Annotated in this window: 20 protein-coding genes and 1 pseudogene; 4 read left to right on the forward strand and 17 right to left on the reverse strand. The window is 46.3% G+C overall.

Features of this window, described 5'->3' with window-relative positions:
* Positions 1-51: 51 nt before the first annotated feature.
* The 3 genes and pseudogenes from NXT09_RS12265 to NXT09_RS12275 all read left to right on the forward strand — a co-directional run.
* Positions 52-483, forward strand: coding sequence for a PaaI family thioesterase (locus NXT09_RS12265; RefSeq protein WP_039313152.1), 432 nt, complete (start codon positions 52-54; stop codon positions 481-483).
* 149 nt (positions 484-632) lie between these two features.
* Positions 633-1,880 (forward strand): crotonyl-CoA carboxylase/reductase, encoded by a 1,248-nt coding sequence (gene ccrA, locus NXT09_RS12270; protein WP_268579844.1) that lies wholly within the window; start codon positions 633-635, stop codon positions 1,878-1,880.
* An 82-nt stretch (positions 1,881-1,962) separates the two neighbouring features.
* A pseudogene (locus tag NXT09_RS12275) lies at positions 1,963-2,305 on the forward strand (transposase); the annotation flags it as partial.
* A 232-nt stretch (positions 2,306-2,537) separates the two neighbouring features.
* On the opposite strand, the gene NXT09_RS12280 reads toward NXT09_RS12275, so the two are convergent.
* The 14 genes from NXT09_RS12280 to NXT09_RS12345 all read right to left on the reverse strand — a co-directional run bounded on the left by NXT09_RS12280 (position 2,538) and on the right by NXT09_RS12345 (position 11,780).
* A complete protein-coding gene (locus tag NXT09_RS12280) occupies positions 2,538-3,464 on the reverse strand; it encodes a hypothetical protein (RefSeq protein ID WP_268579845.1) in 927 nt (308 codons plus the stop codon).
* Positions 3,465-3,542: 78 nt separating this feature from the next.
* On the reverse strand, positions 3,543-4,436 hold the full coding sequence (locus tag NXT09_RS12285; RefSeq protein ID WP_268579846.1) for a hypothetical protein: 894 nt from the start codon (positions 4,434-4,436) through the stop codon (positions 3,543-3,545).
* A gap of 73 nt (positions 4,437-4,509) precedes the next feature.
* Complete coding sequence (locus NXT09_RS12290; RefSeq protein WP_268579847.1) at positions 4,510-6,465, reverse strand: TA system toxin CbtA family protein; 1,956 nt, start codon at positions 6,463-6,465, stop codon at positions 4,510-4,512.
* Positions 6,466-6,526: 61 nt separating this feature from the next.
* Positions 6,527-7,012 (reverse strand): hypothetical protein, encoded by a 486-nt coding sequence (locus NXT09_RS12295; RefSeq protein ID WP_268579848.1) that lies wholly within the window; start codon positions 7,010-7,012, stop codon positions 6,527-6,529.
* 72 nt (positions 7,013-7,084) lie between these two features.
* A complete protein-coding gene (locus NXT09_RS12300) occupies positions 7,085-7,357 on the reverse strand; it encodes a hypothetical protein (protein WP_268579849.1) in 273 nt (90 codons plus the stop codon).
* Positions 7,354-7,797, reverse strand: coding sequence for a hypothetical protein (locus NXT09_RS12305; RefSeq protein ID WP_268579850.1), 444 nt, complete (start codon positions 7,795-7,797; stop codon positions 7,354-7,356). The genes NXT09_RS12300 and NXT09_RS12305 overlap by 4 nt, the downstream gene beginning before the upstream one ends.
* Positions 7,798-7,808: 11 nt before the next feature.
* Positions 7,809-8,024 (reverse strand): hypothetical protein, encoded by a 216-nt coding sequence (locus NXT09_RS12310; protein ID WP_268579851.1) that lies wholly within the window; start codon positions 8,022-8,024, stop codon positions 7,809-7,811.
* A 98-nt stretch (positions 8,025-8,122) separates the two neighbouring features.
* A complete protein-coding gene (gene radC, locus NXT09_RS12315) occupies positions 8,123-8,599 on the reverse strand; it encodes a RadC family protein (RefSeq protein WP_268579852.1) in 477 nt (158 codons plus the stop codon).
* Between the two features lie 525 nt (positions 8,600-9,124).
* Positions 9,125-9,529, reverse strand: coding sequence for a hypothetical protein (locus NXT09_RS12320; protein ID WP_119873120.1), 405 nt, complete (start codon positions 9,527-9,529; stop codon positions 9,125-9,127).
* A gap of 101 nt (positions 9,530-9,630) precedes the next feature.
* The gene (locus tag NXT09_RS12325) at positions 9,631-9,825 is read right to left on the reverse strand and encodes a hypothetical protein (protein ID WP_268579853.1); all 195 of its coding nucleotides are present in this window, start codon (positions 9,823-9,825) and stop codon (positions 9,631-9,633) included.
* Entirely contained in the window at positions 9,818-10,456 is a 639-nt protein-coding gene (locus NXT09_RS12330; RefSeq protein ID WP_268579854.1) for an antirestriction protein, read from the reverse strand. Before NXT09_RS12330 ends, NXT09_RS12325 begins: the two co-directional genes overlap by 8 nt.
* Positions 10,457-10,545: 89 nt before the next feature.
* Entirely contained in the window at positions 10,546-11,019 is a 474-nt protein-coding gene (locus NXT09_RS12335; protein ID WP_268579856.1) for a hypothetical protein, read from the reverse strand.
* A 79-nt stretch (positions 11,020-11,098) separates the two neighbouring features.
* Positions 11,099-11,422, reverse strand: coding sequence for a hypothetical protein (locus NXT09_RS12340; protein WP_039313187.1), 324 nt, complete (start codon positions 11,420-11,422; stop codon positions 11,099-11,101).
* Between the two features lie 79 nt (positions 11,423-11,501).
* The gene (locus tag NXT09_RS12345) at positions 11,502-11,780 is read right to left on the reverse strand and encodes a hypothetical protein (RefSeq protein ID WP_268579857.1); all 279 of its coding nucleotides are present in this window, start codon (positions 11,778-11,780) and stop codon (positions 11,502-11,504) included.
* Positions 11,781-12,210: 430 nt separating this feature from the next.
* Between NXT09_RS12345 and NXT09_RS12350 the strand changes: the two genes are divergently transcribed.
* Positions 12,211-12,501: a chromosome segregation protein ParM gene (locus tag NXT09_RS12350; protein ID WP_268579858.1), complete on the forward strand. Its 291-nt coding sequence runs from the start codon at positions 12,211-12,213 to the stop codon at positions 12,499-12,501.
* 7 nt (positions 12,502-12,508) lie between these two features.
* Here the strand turns inward: NXT09_RS12350 and NXT09_RS12355 are convergent, their stop codons facing one another.
* The 3 genes from NXT09_RS12355 to NXT09_RS12365 form a co-directional block, all read right to left on the reverse strand.
* Positions 12,509-13,399, reverse strand: a complete 891-nt coding sequence (locus NXT09_RS12355) for an integrase domain-containing protein (protein WP_268579859.1) — start codon at positions 13,397-13,399, stop codon at positions 12,509-12,511.
* A 1,561-nt stretch (positions 13,400-14,960) separates the two neighbouring features.
* Complete coding sequence (locus tag NXT09_RS12360) at positions 14,961-15,146, reverse strand: hypothetical protein (protein WP_268579860.1); 186 nt, start codon at positions 15,144-15,146, stop codon at positions 14,961-14,963.
* 166 nt (positions 15,147-15,312) lie between these two features.
* Complete coding sequence (locus tag NXT09_RS12365; protein ID WP_268579861.1) at positions 15,313-15,930, reverse strand: TetR/AcrR family transcriptional regulator; 618 nt, start codon at positions 15,928-15,930, stop codon at positions 15,313-15,315.
* Between the last annotated feature and the right edge of the window lie 64 nt (positions 15,931-15,994).

Raw genomic sequence — 15,994 nt, forward strand, 5'->3', positions numbered from 1 at the left:
GGCGTGATAAAAAATCAGATATCGCGAGAATATTGATGCAGGAGAATAGTTATGACTGAAAATGACCTGACTTCTCTTTTCAATAACTCGGCTTTATTTAAAGCCTTGGGATTTAACATTATTGAAATAAAGGACGATGCGGTTGTTATGGAAATAAATGACGACAACCCCTGCCATCAGGGAGGCTTTGGTGTACTCACATCTCTCGGTATTAACGGTGCAGTGATCAGCGCAGCTCTGGAGTCAGCAATAGGCCTATGTGGATTTAACGCTCTGGGTCGTGAACCCGCTGGCGTGGTTGAACTTTCTGTCAAAATTTTACGTGTGATACGTAAAAAACCATGTCGAGTCGAGGCGCGCATCGATAATAAAAACAATAATGTCGCTTTTATTTCTGCCACGCTAATCAGCGCAAGAGGTGGTATTTGCGCAACAGGAACCGGCATTGTACTAAAGAGTAAAGCCACTGAGGCAACACTATGAAACTTACTAGTTAAAGCGTAGCAGAACGATTTTTATTTATACGTGTTAGTGGAACGCCAGTCATGGCGTTTCACGGATGAGTAATGCCACCAACGCGATCTGATATAAAGCAGATTGATAGATTTATTCGTTTCGACAAGGAGTTCAACATGACGACAAATTATTCTGTTCCTAAAGAGATGAAAGCTTATCTGATTCGCCCAGAGCGTTATGGCGATCCTATTACTGCAATTCAACAGGAAACCGTCAGCATTCCGAAATTATTACCTAATCAGGTTCTTATTAAAGTGATGGCGGCAGGACTGAATTATAATAATGTCTGGGCCGCATTAGGAAAACCCGTCGATGTTATCTCAGCGCGCCGTAAAAGAAATAAAGATGCTGAGCCGTTTCATATTGGTGGTTCAGAAGCGGCAGGTATTGTTTACTCTGTTGGTCATAATGTTAGTAACGTCAGCATCGGTGATGCCGTGGTGGTTTCCTGCTCGGTATATGACGCTACCTCGCTTGAATCACGCCTTTCTAACGATCCGATGTTTACCCGCAGTCAGGAAATCTATGGTTATGAAAGGAATTACGGATCATTTGCAGAATTTACAATCGTTGAAGACTATCAATGCTTTCCCAAACCTGACTTTCTGACTTGGGAAGAGAGCGCGACCCTGATGCTCAATGGACCCACAGCCTACAAACAACTCACTCACTGGGCACCAAATAACGTCAAACCAGGCGATGCCGTTCTCATATGGGGAGCAGCTGGAGGATTGGGTTCATTATCGGTACAAATTGTGAAAGCCCTCGGTGGGCTCCCCGTCGCGGTTGTGTCAAGTGAAGAGAAAGGAGAATATGTTCGCAAACTGGGGGCCGTAGGATATATCGTCAGGAAAAAATACTCACATTTCGGTCGACTTCCCGATGTGACTTCCGATGAACATACGTCATGGTCCAGAGCATTCGCCAATTTCAGACGCGACTTCTTTAAGGCCTTAGGAAAAAAAGAACTGCCCAAACTGGTCATTGAGCACTCAGGACAAGATACTTTCCCTACATCACTACAAATCTGCGATCACTCAGGTATGGTAGTCACAGTGGGGGGAACCTCGGGTTATAATTGTGACTTTGACGTGCGCCATTTATGGATGCATCAGAAAAGAATACAAGGTTCTCACTATGCCAATATCCGTGAATGTAATGAGTTTCTTAATCTTGTTAATCAAAGAAAGATTATCCCCACCATGAACAAAGTCTTTCATTTTTATGAAATACCTTATGCGCACCAAGAGTTATTAAACGGAGGTATATTCGGTAATGCAGCGGTACTGGTCAATGCAACCGCTCCGAAACTCGGCTCAAGCGTTTCTCATGAAGAGAAACTCACGACTGCAAACAGTCATTGAATGACTAATAACCTATCCCAAAAGAAATAATCATTAATAATGATTATTTCTGAGGGGGGATATTGCGGGCAGTAATTGGTAGCTCAGTGATAAACTCTGGGAAAAATCGCTGCTCTTATCCTGGAACACAAAAATCATCGCTCGCTGGGTACGCATTGTAAATGTGTTAATAATCGTGCCGTAATGAACGCTATTTTCTTTATGCTCAGGACAGGCTAACAATGGAATGCGCTCAACGGCACTGGAATATGTTAATCAAGCTGTGCCGATCGTCGGTTTCAAGAGTAGTGCAATGTAGGTTTTTTGAGCAATTCTAGCAGAACCGATTGCTGGCCTGCGAGCAGCTAAATGTTATCGACTAGTTGTGGTTGTCGATAGCTGAGTGCATGACAAAATCACCACCGACAGACCCAAGAAACAGGGCGACTTCCCACAGACAACGGGAAACAGTAAATAAATTGAGCAAAAAATTGCGCAGAATACGCACTTATACTGAAATTTTCACTTAAGATAATGAAGCGATTGTCTATTTGAAATAGTATGGGCGATCAATAGTGAAAATATATCCTGGGAAAATTAAATAAAAAGCAATAATATAATCTCATCAGTTAAAAAAATATAAAAAGAAAGCTCCCCCGAGAGGAGAGCCTTCTGTTGTTAAGCCGCCAGTTTATTTAACGAGGATATAGACAGACTGGCAGTGTTCATCAACGATACAACGTGTTCTGACTCCTCCCTAATCCACCCAATTGTATCGACCATAACCTCATAATAATCCGATGTATTCGGGCGTTCAGGATCATTGACTTCCGTATCACCCGTAAAACTCTTCATTACAGCACCATTGCGATAATGAATATCGGCACGGAAGGTCACTGGTACATAAATTCCTGCGGCAATCGCATCGACATGCTGGGTCAAAAAATCATCCTCAAACTCCATGATATCTATCTCGTCAATGGACTGTGGAGACATGTATAAACGTATTTCACCGGCACTACCACGCCAACGCCGTATCTCTTTTTCCTCAAATGCACAGGCGCTGACAAACTGCGTCAGCGTTTCTGCACACTGATGAGAGACATCCCGTAATGACCGCTCTAGGTGATCCATGAAGCGGAACCAATAACGTTCACTCTGCCGAAATTGCGCCAAAGTCACGTACTCATCCGGCAAACTGTCGCTCTGTCCAGAGGCTTCACGAAACGCCGCTTCATCCAGTTCGTAGAGAGGCATGATGTCAGCGCGCAGCAACTGGTCGGTTCGGCCACTGATTTGCGGGTGAACACGGGGAAGATACAAATACCCATGTTCTACTCCGTTACCATTAGCCTGCCAGTTCGTGGCGTTTATCCACAACGTCAGAACTTTCCGGCTGCGCTCACGCTTAACGTCATCTGTATCAAGACGCTCCAACATGGTTTCCATTACAGCCGTCAGTTGCTCGTTTTCAAACAATGTCTGCGTATTAACGTAAGTAATACCGGCATCCTCATCCAACTGCCAACATATATCGTCATAATCTGGTGCGTAACCTAATGTCCGCTGATACGCATGCTGAATGTATTCATGAATAATGCACATGGTGTACTCCTGGCAAAATGAGGGATGGCAGGAGGCCCGCAGGGCGTTCCCCTGCCGGGTAAAAAGTTAAGTAATCAGTCAGGCAACCAGACGCAATGCTGGCGCCGGTGAGTAGTTATCGAGCTTCAGACGTCGTCGTTCGTCACGCAGCCAGACTATCGCCTGCCGCACAACGTCACCGTAGTCTGCCGCGGTCAGCTGATTCACGTTCGCGACATCTTTCTGAACGGAAAAACGACCGATGATGGCACCATTGTGATAGTGAATCCGGCTCTCCAGCGCAACAGGGTATATCTCGCGGCGGCAAACCCGTTTGACGAACTCAACCGGGTCTGTCGCACTCACGCTCTCTGGATTAACCGGCCCCAGGTTCACAGTGATAAACCCAAAATCCGTGTCAAAACGCCGGACAACCCGTTCATCAACGTCACAATGCCGCTGCAATGCAGCCAACTGCGCTACACAGTGCTCTCCCGTCTGCGCCAACGCGCGACTCAACCAGGATTCAAACCGTGACCAGTGCTGTATCGTTTGCTCCAGTTGGGTACGAGGGATGACATCATCAGTATGCAGCTCACCTTGTGCCGTCAGTTGGATAAAGTCGGCATCCGACAAATCCAGTAATGCCGACGGATCGCCTGGTAATAAACAGTCAACCCTGCCGCTGCTCTCCGGAGAGGACCTCGGCAACAATCGTGTATTGCCACTAGCTGTGGCCAACGCATCCAGCCCCAAAATCCACAGTGTCAAGATTCGCTCACTCAGTTGACAACGAGCCCGTAGCTGCCGATTGCCGGGGATCTGATCGAGCATAAACTGCATAACAGGTAACAATCGCTGGCTATGAAACACGATATCCGTATTCATGTAGTCCTGCAGATCGTTACTGATATCCGCCTGCCACTCATCCTGATGCAGGAAGAGGTTCATGTGTTTCAGGTATGTCTGTTGAATAAACTGCTCTGTCAGCATGATGCTCCTTACAAATAAAGTAAGGGCGCTTCCCCTTCCGGGAGAAACGCCCGGTTAGGGTTAAATTGTTATGTCAGGCTACTTTCTGTTGAGCTTTTCGCTCTTGTTCACGGGTCCATTTACGTTCCCAGCCAAACATCATCCAGAAAGGCGTACGCCAGGTCTGACTGAACGTCATGCTCAGGCTGTTCCCGACAATCACCATGGCAGGGATGCCACATAACGCCAGTTGCACATACGCCATCATTGCCGCAACGGGATCGATATCGACACAAACGGCCATCATCTGTTTCTGTGGATTAAGGCCTGCTTCCAGCATGGCTTGTGCCATCGCAACAACCAGGCCGCCAGCTCCGCACGCGGGGTCTGAAACAGTAATGAAATCCCGTTCCCCACTGGTTAGTGCAGGCAGACCATCAGCCAGTTGCATTTTCGCCATCATGTAGCCAACGGAATACGGAGTGAAATACTGCCCCCGGCGCTGATCGCCAAGCTCGAGTTCCATGAATACAGAACCAAGAAAATCCGAAGCACTGAATTCCATTCCCTCAACTAGCGTGTTGAACAGTAAAGGGAAACGGTTCTGATCGGCTTTCTTGTAACGTTTTATTCGCCGCATGTAATCATCTTCGATTTCCTGCACAAAATGGCACCGGTTATGTAACGCCGCTGCCGACATGTGAATAAAATCGCTGAAGACCGTCCAACGGTTCTCATACGGTGCAATTTCCTGAAACTGGCGGATAAACGTTGCCCGATGTGGATTGGGACGTCCCTGGTTTCTGACCCAGGGGAGCGCGGCGAGATTTCCCGGATCATCCGGGTCACCTCCTTCTTCCTCATCGTTAGCTGCAACCTCATCGACCAATTCGGCAGACGGTGGCGGTAGCAACAACGTGCCAAGCTCCGGAGCCTCTAGAACTACGCCGCTATCATCGATGTCGCTGGCGACACGATGAACAGCTAGACTTCCGGGATTCAGTGAGAAACGCGCCAATGCATCAGCAACGCTATTCAACTCTGGCGTGAACAATGCCGTCGGCATATCACACCGAGGCCAGTCATAAATCCGTGCCAGCGCATTTACCGCATTACTCGGTGAAATGTTGTAGCGCAAGTGCTGATTCACCACGCTGTCACACACTAACGTCGTGTCATCCAGTTGCTGGCCATAATGCGTCGTTAACAGATGAGCAGCCTCTCTCTGCCAGTATTGAACCTCATCGAGCGGCAAGGTGACCAACCGCTGACGCTGAGTTTCCAGCCAGTCGACAGCCTTGCCCGCCTCAGAGGCAGATTTAAACAGTATCCAGGGATCTGAACCTCGTTCACCCGTCCACATCGGTTCGCCGGCAAGACGTATACCAGCCCGTGCTGCAAGCAACGCCCGTCCGATATCAGCGATGAGCGCTTCCTGCAGGTACGTGTTTATGTCAGGTGAGTCATTCGGCACCGTAAAACGACCAAGCCGGGTTGGATGCCCGGTTGCACGAATAAGCATTGCGGCCAGGCTATCCGCATCGGACTCAGGTAATTCAATGCGATCGCTGTCAGGAAGATAAACCGCCGGACGCTGTGCGCTGAAAAGTACCGGAACCTGAGAAGCAAACTGCCACTCCCCTACTCGTTCCATGCCAGGAACGGGCGACGGTGGCCATGGCCATCCAGGTTGCAACATATCGGATAATCCCTCGCACTGTTCAATGTTGATAACCCGAAACAGCGAAAGTGACGGTTTATACCGGACGACCGTGGTTGGTTTCTGTCCGGGCATTATCCTGCCGCCCAGAGAACGCAGGTCATCGCCGGTCAGCCAACGGTTTGATATCAACCCGTTTTGTAACGCTGATTGCCAGAGTAATAAAACGTTAATCCCAGTGAACCCCTGCCCGCTCAATGCGTGAACGGGTATACCGTGACGAATAACACTTTGCCGCCACGGTACCGTATCAGCGTTGACACTCTGCACCAGACGTTCTGTTAGCAGCCGGCAGATGTCACCAGCATCCTTCAATGTGAAAGTTTTCATAATGGTCTCTATCGAACGGAACCATCCCCTGAGGGATGGTTCCCTCAGGAAAAATCAAAAATCAGAGTACAGTGGTGAACAGTTGCAGAATCGCATGACCCGCAATAACAGCCTGCTGGCACAACTGCACAAACTGCTCATGATGCAGATAGGCCCAGATAACAGCAGATGTGATTATCCCTGTCGCCGACATGGCCATCAGAAACTGGTTACGCCGCCGGCGGAACTGTGCTTCTTTCTCTGAGACTTGTGTGTGCAAAAACAGTCCCAGCGTTTGCAGTTCGGCAAAACGACTGAACTCTTCACGCCGTAGTGCTTCACAAGCTGCATCATAACGTTCCAGTTCTTCCGGATGACGCTGCTCAAGAAAACGCCGGTAACCACCGTCTCGCAACGTGTGATAGTGCCGATCGAACTCAACCTGCAACCAGTCATAGAAACGGTTACGAGTACGTTCGATGGCACCAGGCTCGCGAGTCAGCGACTTCATTGCGACTTGCGTGGCCAGGGCCGATTCCTGGTGTTCATTAGTGGTCAGTAAACTCATGGTATGGACTCCGAAAAAAGAAGACGGGTCCACCCCTGCGGGTGTCCCCGTCAGGGTTAGTAATATGCTGAGTTAGTCAGTCAGGCTGATATGAACAACATCATTCTCATAGCGCAGATAAAATTGCTGCCACAACGATGTCGATTTATTGCCGTCACCAGGTAAACAAAAGTAGCCGGTTGTTATTTCTGAGCGAGTATTCGCAGCCAGTGCTTTTAATGCATGGCGAATCAGACGATGCAGCCGTTCTGTCTCGCATGCCTGCTCGGGCGTAAACGCGACAAGTCTTTCCCAGGCGCTGTCATCAATAGCAACAGCCGGAGATGATTGCGGCCGCCCAATCATGCTGCTTCATCATTCTGAGCAGCTGACGAAATCGTCACGACAGCGGGCATCCGTTCAGGTTTAGGTCGTTGGCGCACATTGCGTAGTAACTTCTGGTGCATGGCCAATGCGGTATCAACCGCCTCGTCCTCGCTATCCATATAACGTTCGCCATAAAACGCCTGCGGAGTCTCTTCACCGAAATATTGCAACTCCACACCAGGTTTATAATTGTGGCGGTGCTTCAGTACGACAGCACGTCCACTACATTGATGATCATCGGCGAGCAACCATTTTCCGGTATAAATTATTCGATGAGTTGACGATTCAATGGGCTCAGAACGCTGACGCCAGATCTGATAAAGCCAGACAAGAGCACGCGCAGACAATATGCTCGTCCAGCGTACGATGAACCACAACCCTGTAAACAGAACAATCAGTATGTGTAAAGGCATTGGCATAACCTCTCCTTTCAATGAGTTAACCCGCGAATTACCAGGACGAAAGCCAAAAGAACCAGAGAACCGGCGACTTTCAGCAGCGTGAGATAACCGAGCAGTTTCAGTAGAGCATTGCGATCGCGCCGAAAGCATTCCCGACGAATAAGCTGACACAACGCGTCCTCCTGCTCTGGTGTAAACGAAGTACCCTGAGCTGGAGCTTCTTGAGTGATATCAATGTGAGACATGAACTCTCCTTTTGGTCATAAAAAAGGGAGAGCTATCCCGTACGGGAGAGGACTCTCCCCGTGGGGTAACGTCTGATTAGACGAAAGTGTTTATGTGGTTATAACCATCCGCGTTCAGCAAACGACACCATTTCACCGTGGCCAACCACTATGTGATCTAGTAGGCGTGTTTCAATCAGATATAGTGCGTTAACCAAATCCTCGGTGATTTGTCGATCGGCATTACTGGGTTCAGCATTACCAGACGGATGGTTATGCGCACAAATGACTGCGGCCGCATTCAGAGCAATGGCACGACGAACAATTTCACGTGGGTGGACTTCAACGCTTCCAATCGAGCCGGCAAAAAGGGACTCACAGGCAATTAAACGCTCCTTACGGTCTAGGAACATAACAACAAAAACTTCTCGTTCCATGTGCTCCAATTTGAGACGCAAGTAAGCTTTAATATCTTCAGAAGACTGCATGACTTCCCGTTTCCTGACTCTCCGTTCAAGAAGCGCCAATGCCATATTGATGACACGTGCCTCACGCTCGGTATAAGCGGTAATACTGGGAGGTGTTAATTCGCGCATAAAAGACCTTTACAGGCTTAAGGGCGAATGCTTTCCCCCACGTGGCGAAAAGCATTGCCACTGGGGGAAAGGTAAAATTATCGTAGGACGATAATTGATGTAGAACGGATTATCTAGATTGGTTAGGGAGTAAAGCTCCTCACCAAATTTGTTGAATTAAAGCCTTTGCTTGCTGGGATTTTAATCCCGCTGTTAGTGTTAGTCGTCGGGTGCATACGATGTCTGAAAAAGTGGTAATACCGTTTCCAGAAGAAACAATATCTGACTTCACAGGTGTGCATGTACTGCCACACTTCACCGAAATTTTCTGCAACTGTTGGTTTTGGTAGGTTTCGGTTTGCTGAATGCTGTCCAAGAGTAGCCCACATGGAATGCCATTCAATGCTGTCACGTGGAACAAGGTCTATTCCCATATCATCTTTGTTCATTGATAAATACTCTCTTCAGTTTGAAAAGGGATTTATCCCCCATAGGAGAAAAATCCCCATATGGGTTAGGTAACAAAAAATGCATCAAAAACTGTATTCAATGTGCTCGACCGAGCCACTCAATGTAACCATCAAAATCGCTATCGCCATCCAGGCAGGAAGAGAATTCCCAGCAGGTATGCTTACCCTCCTGGACGCCATTCTGAAAGGCTTTATCCCAAAAACCCTGGGCAACTTTGTTTCCCAGTGAAATCACATCATTCAAATAATGACTGTAATTATCAGGGATAAAATTCAGCCCAACGGTTTCGCCAAGACATTCTGCGATTTCGAAAATCTGATAGTCATTGTCCGTAAAACCATCCTCATCAGGAGAACAGTTGATCCGAAGTGCCTCGAATGCACCAATCTCCATCAATTTTCCTTCTATGTCAGAAATCACACACAGCAGGTCAACGACAGAATGACGATTACGAGCAAGACGGTTAAGTAAAGTATTCATAATGGATAAATCCTTTTTTCAATTTGAAAAGGGATTTATCCCCCTCAGGGGAAAAATCCCCGTATGGGTTAAGTTGAAAATGAATCTCATCACGCCTGGCGCTAAAGACCCTTTTGCACCAGTCGTTCTGCTAACTGGTCATACGTTAAGCTATCGCTAACGACAAGCTGATATTCTTCTGCATATTCGATGTCGTCCGGATACAAGGTGATACGATCATCTCCCAGCCAGGACGGTACCTCATTAGCAAAAAACCAATTGTTATCCGGGTAAACAAAAACAATGCCATCAGCCATTTTGGCTATCCTTGTTCAAGGTACGAGATGCACATTCGATAATGTCACCTAATACCATAAGCAATTGCGGCATAGTTAAAGGTGTACCTTCCGCGATAATCCCAAGCTTCACTGCGCCTTCGCCAATTGCATTGGCAAAAAGAGCACGCTGATGAAGAAGATCATCGACAGATTCGGTAGCTAAATCACGATAACTACTGTTGTCTAAACCGAATTCTGGCGTTATTGCATTAGCTTCCACATGGCTGTGTGCATAACGCAGCAACCTGTCGAACGCTTTCTGAGTTTGCAAGATTTCGAAGTCCGATGTTGGCAATCGGTTATCTCTGAAATCAAGTAGCAACCCACGAAGGGCGTATAACGTCACCGATATCCCGAACGCATCTGTTGTCACTTGTATCTGCCCCCCGGGCGTTCTGACGTCATAAACCTTATCTCCGTCAGGAACGGCGTATACCGGAGTCTCCAGATCGCCAGTCACCTGAGGATGCCAGTCATTCCAACTACCACCAGTAAAGTGAAGTTTGGACTGCCAGACCTCAATGATGTACTGAACAAATACATCGTACGTATCTTGCGACATGAAAGAGTAGAAAGTTTCAAAAGCTGACGCTTTGTTAGTCTGTGTCATGGATAAATCCTCTTCTAAATTCAACTTGAAAGGGATCTATCCCCAGCGGGATAAATCCCGCATGGGTTAAGTCACGATATGGCAGCTGATTAGTAGAACGTCCGGCCGTCATACCAGTTGCGCTCGATATCTAAACTGAGCGTGTAGAGGTAGTTGTCAATGAGCCAAATGCTGGCATTAGGGCTCTCATGAACACGGGCAGCATCCGTCAGGCCTTTATTAAAATAGCGCTGCCACAAAGCAGCATTAACAGAAAGGCCGAGTTCAAGAATATCTGCGAAGTATTTGTCAAAAAAGTTACGCGGTAGCAGTTCCAGGTTGATAATTTCACCGGTCTGCCGTGCAACCCACGCTATCTTTTTCTGGTTAAGTGTCATCAACGCCAAATCGTCCCAATCTACCGTATCGATGCCGAGACGCATGAACGCAGTCGCTTCCATCAATACAGACTCAATATCAGAGACAATCCTGATGAGGTCTATTGTGGAACGTTGTAGAAATTCATCATCGCGTCGCAGAATGGCCAGGCGCGAGACGAAAGGTTTCGTGTTGAAATCGTGCATCGATAAATCCTTTTTTCGGTTCAAAACGAAAAGGGATTTATCTCCACGTGGGGATAAATCCCCGTGTGGGTGTGCTAAGTCACTGGAAGCGGTAACGCAGAGTTGCTAACTGTTTTGCTAGCAGTTGCGCAACCTTGATTGCCTCGTGACGCTGTGGAAACGTATTATCGGCGCAGGCATGAGAGTCGAACTGGTAAGATTTTGAGCCTAACCAACCGGTACAACTTTCTATCTGATAGATCCATTCCGAATCGCTTCGAAAAACCAGCGCACGGAATCTCATATGTCCAGAGCAATTAGGTATCCACTCACCAATAAATGCATCGTTACGCTGTGTGTTTTTCTTCAGCAACGCAGACAGACGCTCAGTAAAATTACTCGTACGACGTAAGACCATTTGCATGATGTTCTCCTGATAAAACGGGAGAACATCCCCCAGGCGGGAAGATATTTCCCGTTGGGTTGCTGGCTTAAAATTGATGTTAAAACGAGTCTTCCGGATATACCTGTTCTGTCGAAACCGTAACTGGCTCAACGATGACATCCATCGATTCATCTGGTTGCAGAGGGTTATGCTGGAAACCGCCGAGTCTGCTCAAATAAAAAAAGCAGAAAACGATGACAGCACTTCCCCAGACGAGTAAAAGCTGAAGGAAACTGTAGGTCTTATAAACATGCTGCCGCGTTTTCACTTTTTTCTTCAGTGAAAGCAACAACTGACCTGCCCAGTATCCATCACGATATGCAGTAGAAGAGTTCATTGTGATTGCTCCAAAATAAAATATTTGGAAAACCACACCCCTGCCATCGGGAAGTAGCTTCCCGGAGGGATTGATAGATAGTTAAGCGGAACCTTCATCACCACGCTCGTAGCGGCGTTCAAACTACCTGGTGACATCTGCTCTCAAAGGATGGCAGATTTACCGCGCTTCTTAATCACGCCCTTTTCCTTGCAGGCTTTGGAAAAGTGACTCAGTCACCCGAAGGCGATCCTCACAGACTGAAAGATCATTGGTGGTCGTCAGAGACGACAGGTTAGCTCGCTCAACATACTTAAAGATGGAATTAAATTCAATATATTCTCAACTATCCCTGAGCCAATTAAATTATTCGTATCAGATACGAATAAAGCATTGAACTGTTTGCGGGAAGAATATTTAATCGTATCTGATACGAATAAGAGGGGGACGTATGCGTATTTCAAGAAATCAACGTGATGTCTTGTTTTTACTGTATGCAATTGAGCAGAAGAAAGGCCACCAACATTTTGTAACAGCTACGGCCTTATTCTCTATGATAAGTAGAAACCGTAGTGCGACATTATATCCAAATCATTTAAGAACGTCCTGCCATACACTACATAAAAATGGTTTTGTTGAACAGTATAGAGACGAAAAATTAAAACTTTCCTATACATTAACAGAACAAGGAAGATTGGCAGCGTCGATGATTTACAATGAAACTGCCAAAAATTCTTCTTGAACTTCTCTCACTGAGAGGGATCAACTTTATTATAAACACGGGCAACATAGCGGCCTCGACCATCACCGTGCCCCAAATCCATGGAAGCTAATGCATCAGACTCATCTTTACTAAATCCATTTTTAAGATGTAGCTGTGTTGCATCTTGGGTATAGGCATACCTAAGGCTATGAGGTGCATATTTTCCGACAAGCCCCGCTTCCCTAACGATATTACGATACCGTTCAATTGCTAAATGCAAAGCAGGACGGTTAATCAATCGACCGTTATTTTCGCTCGTAATATGTAATGCATTATTCACTGCATTGATTAGCTTCTCCCGTTCAATAATTGTCGTATCTCTGGGCCGACCTCCTTTCGTGCCATAAACAATTCGAACTTTCTCATCACCATTCTGCAAAGCCTTCTGCCATGTTTTAAGAGATTTAACAGACTGAATAGTTTCCTCTGTCCGTAAGCCAAGAAGACGAGATAACTCCATGGCAGCAGCTGCACCTTTATCAGCAGCACTCACTTTATCTAAAATGCTCTGATATATACTATCTGGAATCGCAACTTTTGAACCGTCACGACTTGCACCAGAAATACCCAGTGCTTTATTACTCAAATTCTCATTCTCAGGGTCAGCCATAATAGTTTTACCCGCTGCATGGAGGATAGATCGTATTGCTGACATTTCATTTTGCAACGTTCTGATTGAAATTTTCTCTTCCTGACGGCTTCTTATATACATTTCAATATGACGAGGCTTAATATGCTTCGCATTCCTGATTTGCACATTCAAACGTTTTAATCTTTCTGCAAAACGATCGGCTATTTTCATGCGGTCATTAAGTGTTTTAAAACTACCGCCACCATCCCGCGCCAACGTCACAAGATTCTTGTTTAACTTAGCCATACAGTTCTCCAAATCCAATGAAGTGAGTTATGTATTCCGTCCGTGTGAACGGAATACATAACTCACCTGCTCCCTTTTGAAAGAGAGCGAAAATAGATACTTCATCCCCGACGACACGGTTTGATTTTGCGCATCCTGCGTCTCAGCAGACATCTGTGCATCGGGGGCGAAATGTTGAATTGTTGCAAGGCACCCTGGGTGTTACCCATTCGCGGCTTACGCCGGGCTGACTTTCGTCAGTCTACCTCCACACGCCAGTTGTTGCTGGCGTCGCCATCGATGTCGTGCTGATTACCTCCTCTATCTAATAGAAATGTCTTCATGATGATGTCTTTCATACATTCGGACTGTTTGTTAAATGAACGACCATTAAACGGTTAGTAAAACGTCTTTATACGTACTAAAAACCGTTACTACGTGTTGGTCAGATGGTAGAAGAATCGTCTATCGGGCAGTGCGTAAGCTCTGACCGTATTACGCGCTCGCGCGTCACTTGGTATTCGCGTTGCTCATACACAAGTGACGCCGCGCAGCTTCGACCTTCCATTGCGACTCCCGTAAGCGGCCAAATGTACCAAATGGCCTTATACGTGCGTGCAAAGGTCGGACGTAGCTCTAGACGTATTCGTATCTTGAATTGTGCGTAAAACAGAAAACCTCGAACAACATCAAATTGTTGCTGAAGCTATCGATCTGCTCTCGATAAAACGAGCCAGTATTTGAGTGTATAAGCGGAACCTTCATCACCACGCTCGTAGCGGCGTTTAAACTACCTGGTGACATCTGCTCTCAAAGGATGGCAGATTTACCGCGCTTCTTAATCACGCCCCTTTCCTTACAGGCTCTGGAAAGGTGATACAGCCACCCAAAGGCGATCCTCACAGGCTGACGGATCATTGGTGATCGTCCGAGTGGACGATGATACAGCGAAAATGATACTAACAACGCAATTCGAGATCGTCAAATAGTTACCCACATATCCACAGACAAAGTCGGCTCGGCACTCGCCGACCGCTCCCGTTCGCCCGCGCCTTTGGTGGGCGCAGACTCACGGGCTTATTTGTCCGTGGATATATGGATAACAATAAAAGCTATACAGTAATTACGCTTCTGGATTATTAAGATAATAAAGAAAATAATCTGAACTATAATCTTTACTCCAGCCAATCCAAACTGATGACTCTCCAGCCTGACCAAAAGGTGAAACACATCGGTTTCCAAGCATTGCACCTTCTTTACACAGATTACTTTTACATTGAATAACCAGATATGTGCAACATGCGCAGCGTGGATTTTTATGCTGAATTAACAGTTTTATTTTTCGTCGACATTAAAAATTGATGCCTTTAAACTGCTGCTGTATCCGGCGTTAGAATACACCTATGTTTTATAGTCACGTGTATATTTACGCTGAAAAAATATCAATTTTTATTGGCTTGGGGTTTCAATTAAAAAAATTTTAGTTAAAAAGCAAGAGAATAACGATTATTTAAAACCCAATTATGCATTCTCTTTTTTCATTAAAAGTCAGATGTAAAATCCAGTTATTTTATATCTGGGTTCAGACTTTTATGTCAACAAGGTGTTGAGACGTTATATTTTCGGCTTTTACATTTTCGTTATTCAAATTCACTGACTGAACTTCAGCCTTATCTCGTGCATATCCAGCCTGTTTTTGCTGTAGTTCACCAAACTGGCTGTACATATCAGTAAGCTGCTGCAGGATTTTGCGTTGCTCTTCAGGCATCCCGCAGCGCCTTTTTCTCAACCAACTCAGCTATCTTTTTTGAAAGAACGTCGATCTGAGAGGAAACATCAGTTCTTCCACCACCGCCTGCGAATGAATTCGTAACCAACTGAAATATCTGTACTTATCACCATAACCTTCTCCACTTATTGGCAGAATAATGTCTTTATTTACTCACCGAGCCATCAAAAAAAGTTTTACAGACCATATCACTTATGCCTACAGAGGCAATTTCGCCCCTTTCAGCCGATTCTGCGGCAGCGTACACTAAAAAATCGTAGGACTTGGCGAGCCAGGTTGCGGTCAGGTCAACTCTGAACACCCCTTCCATCTGTCCCCGCAGAAAAAAACCTTCCAGCGCCTCGCTGTAAAAAGACGGTGAGTACCCTTTCATATCCTGATTTTTTAAATCACTCATATCCATCCAGAGTGAGGCGCACCAGAACAGATAAAAAGGCCTGCTCGCCATTACGCCTTCGGTGAGGCGCATGAGCGCATCTTTAAAAGAAGATGAGCTTAAGTCAGCGTACTGCAGTGCATTTTCTAGGTGCCTCCGGGACAGAGTCGTCAGGAGTGCTATCACGCTCTCACGTGTTGGAGAAATTCTGTAAAGGGTTGCCTTGCTGATCCCTGCCATGCTTGCGATCTGCTGCAGATTCGCCCTGGGTTTCTGCATTACGGCAGTTGCAAGTGCCCCCGCAAGCTTCTCGTCAATTGTCACACTCATCCCTACACCGCACCATAAAGTATCAAATGAATCAATAGTGAACCAAATATATCTCATATCAGGAAAATCATCAATCTTTTGATTCTTTGTGGTGTTAAATGAATCTAGTTTGACTCATTAG

It is taken from the genome of Pectobacterium jejuense (genome assembly GCF_026800125.1).
Lineage (GTDB): Bacteria > Pseudomonadota > Gammaproteobacteria > Enterobacterales > Enterobacteriaceae > Pectobacterium > Pectobacterium jejuense.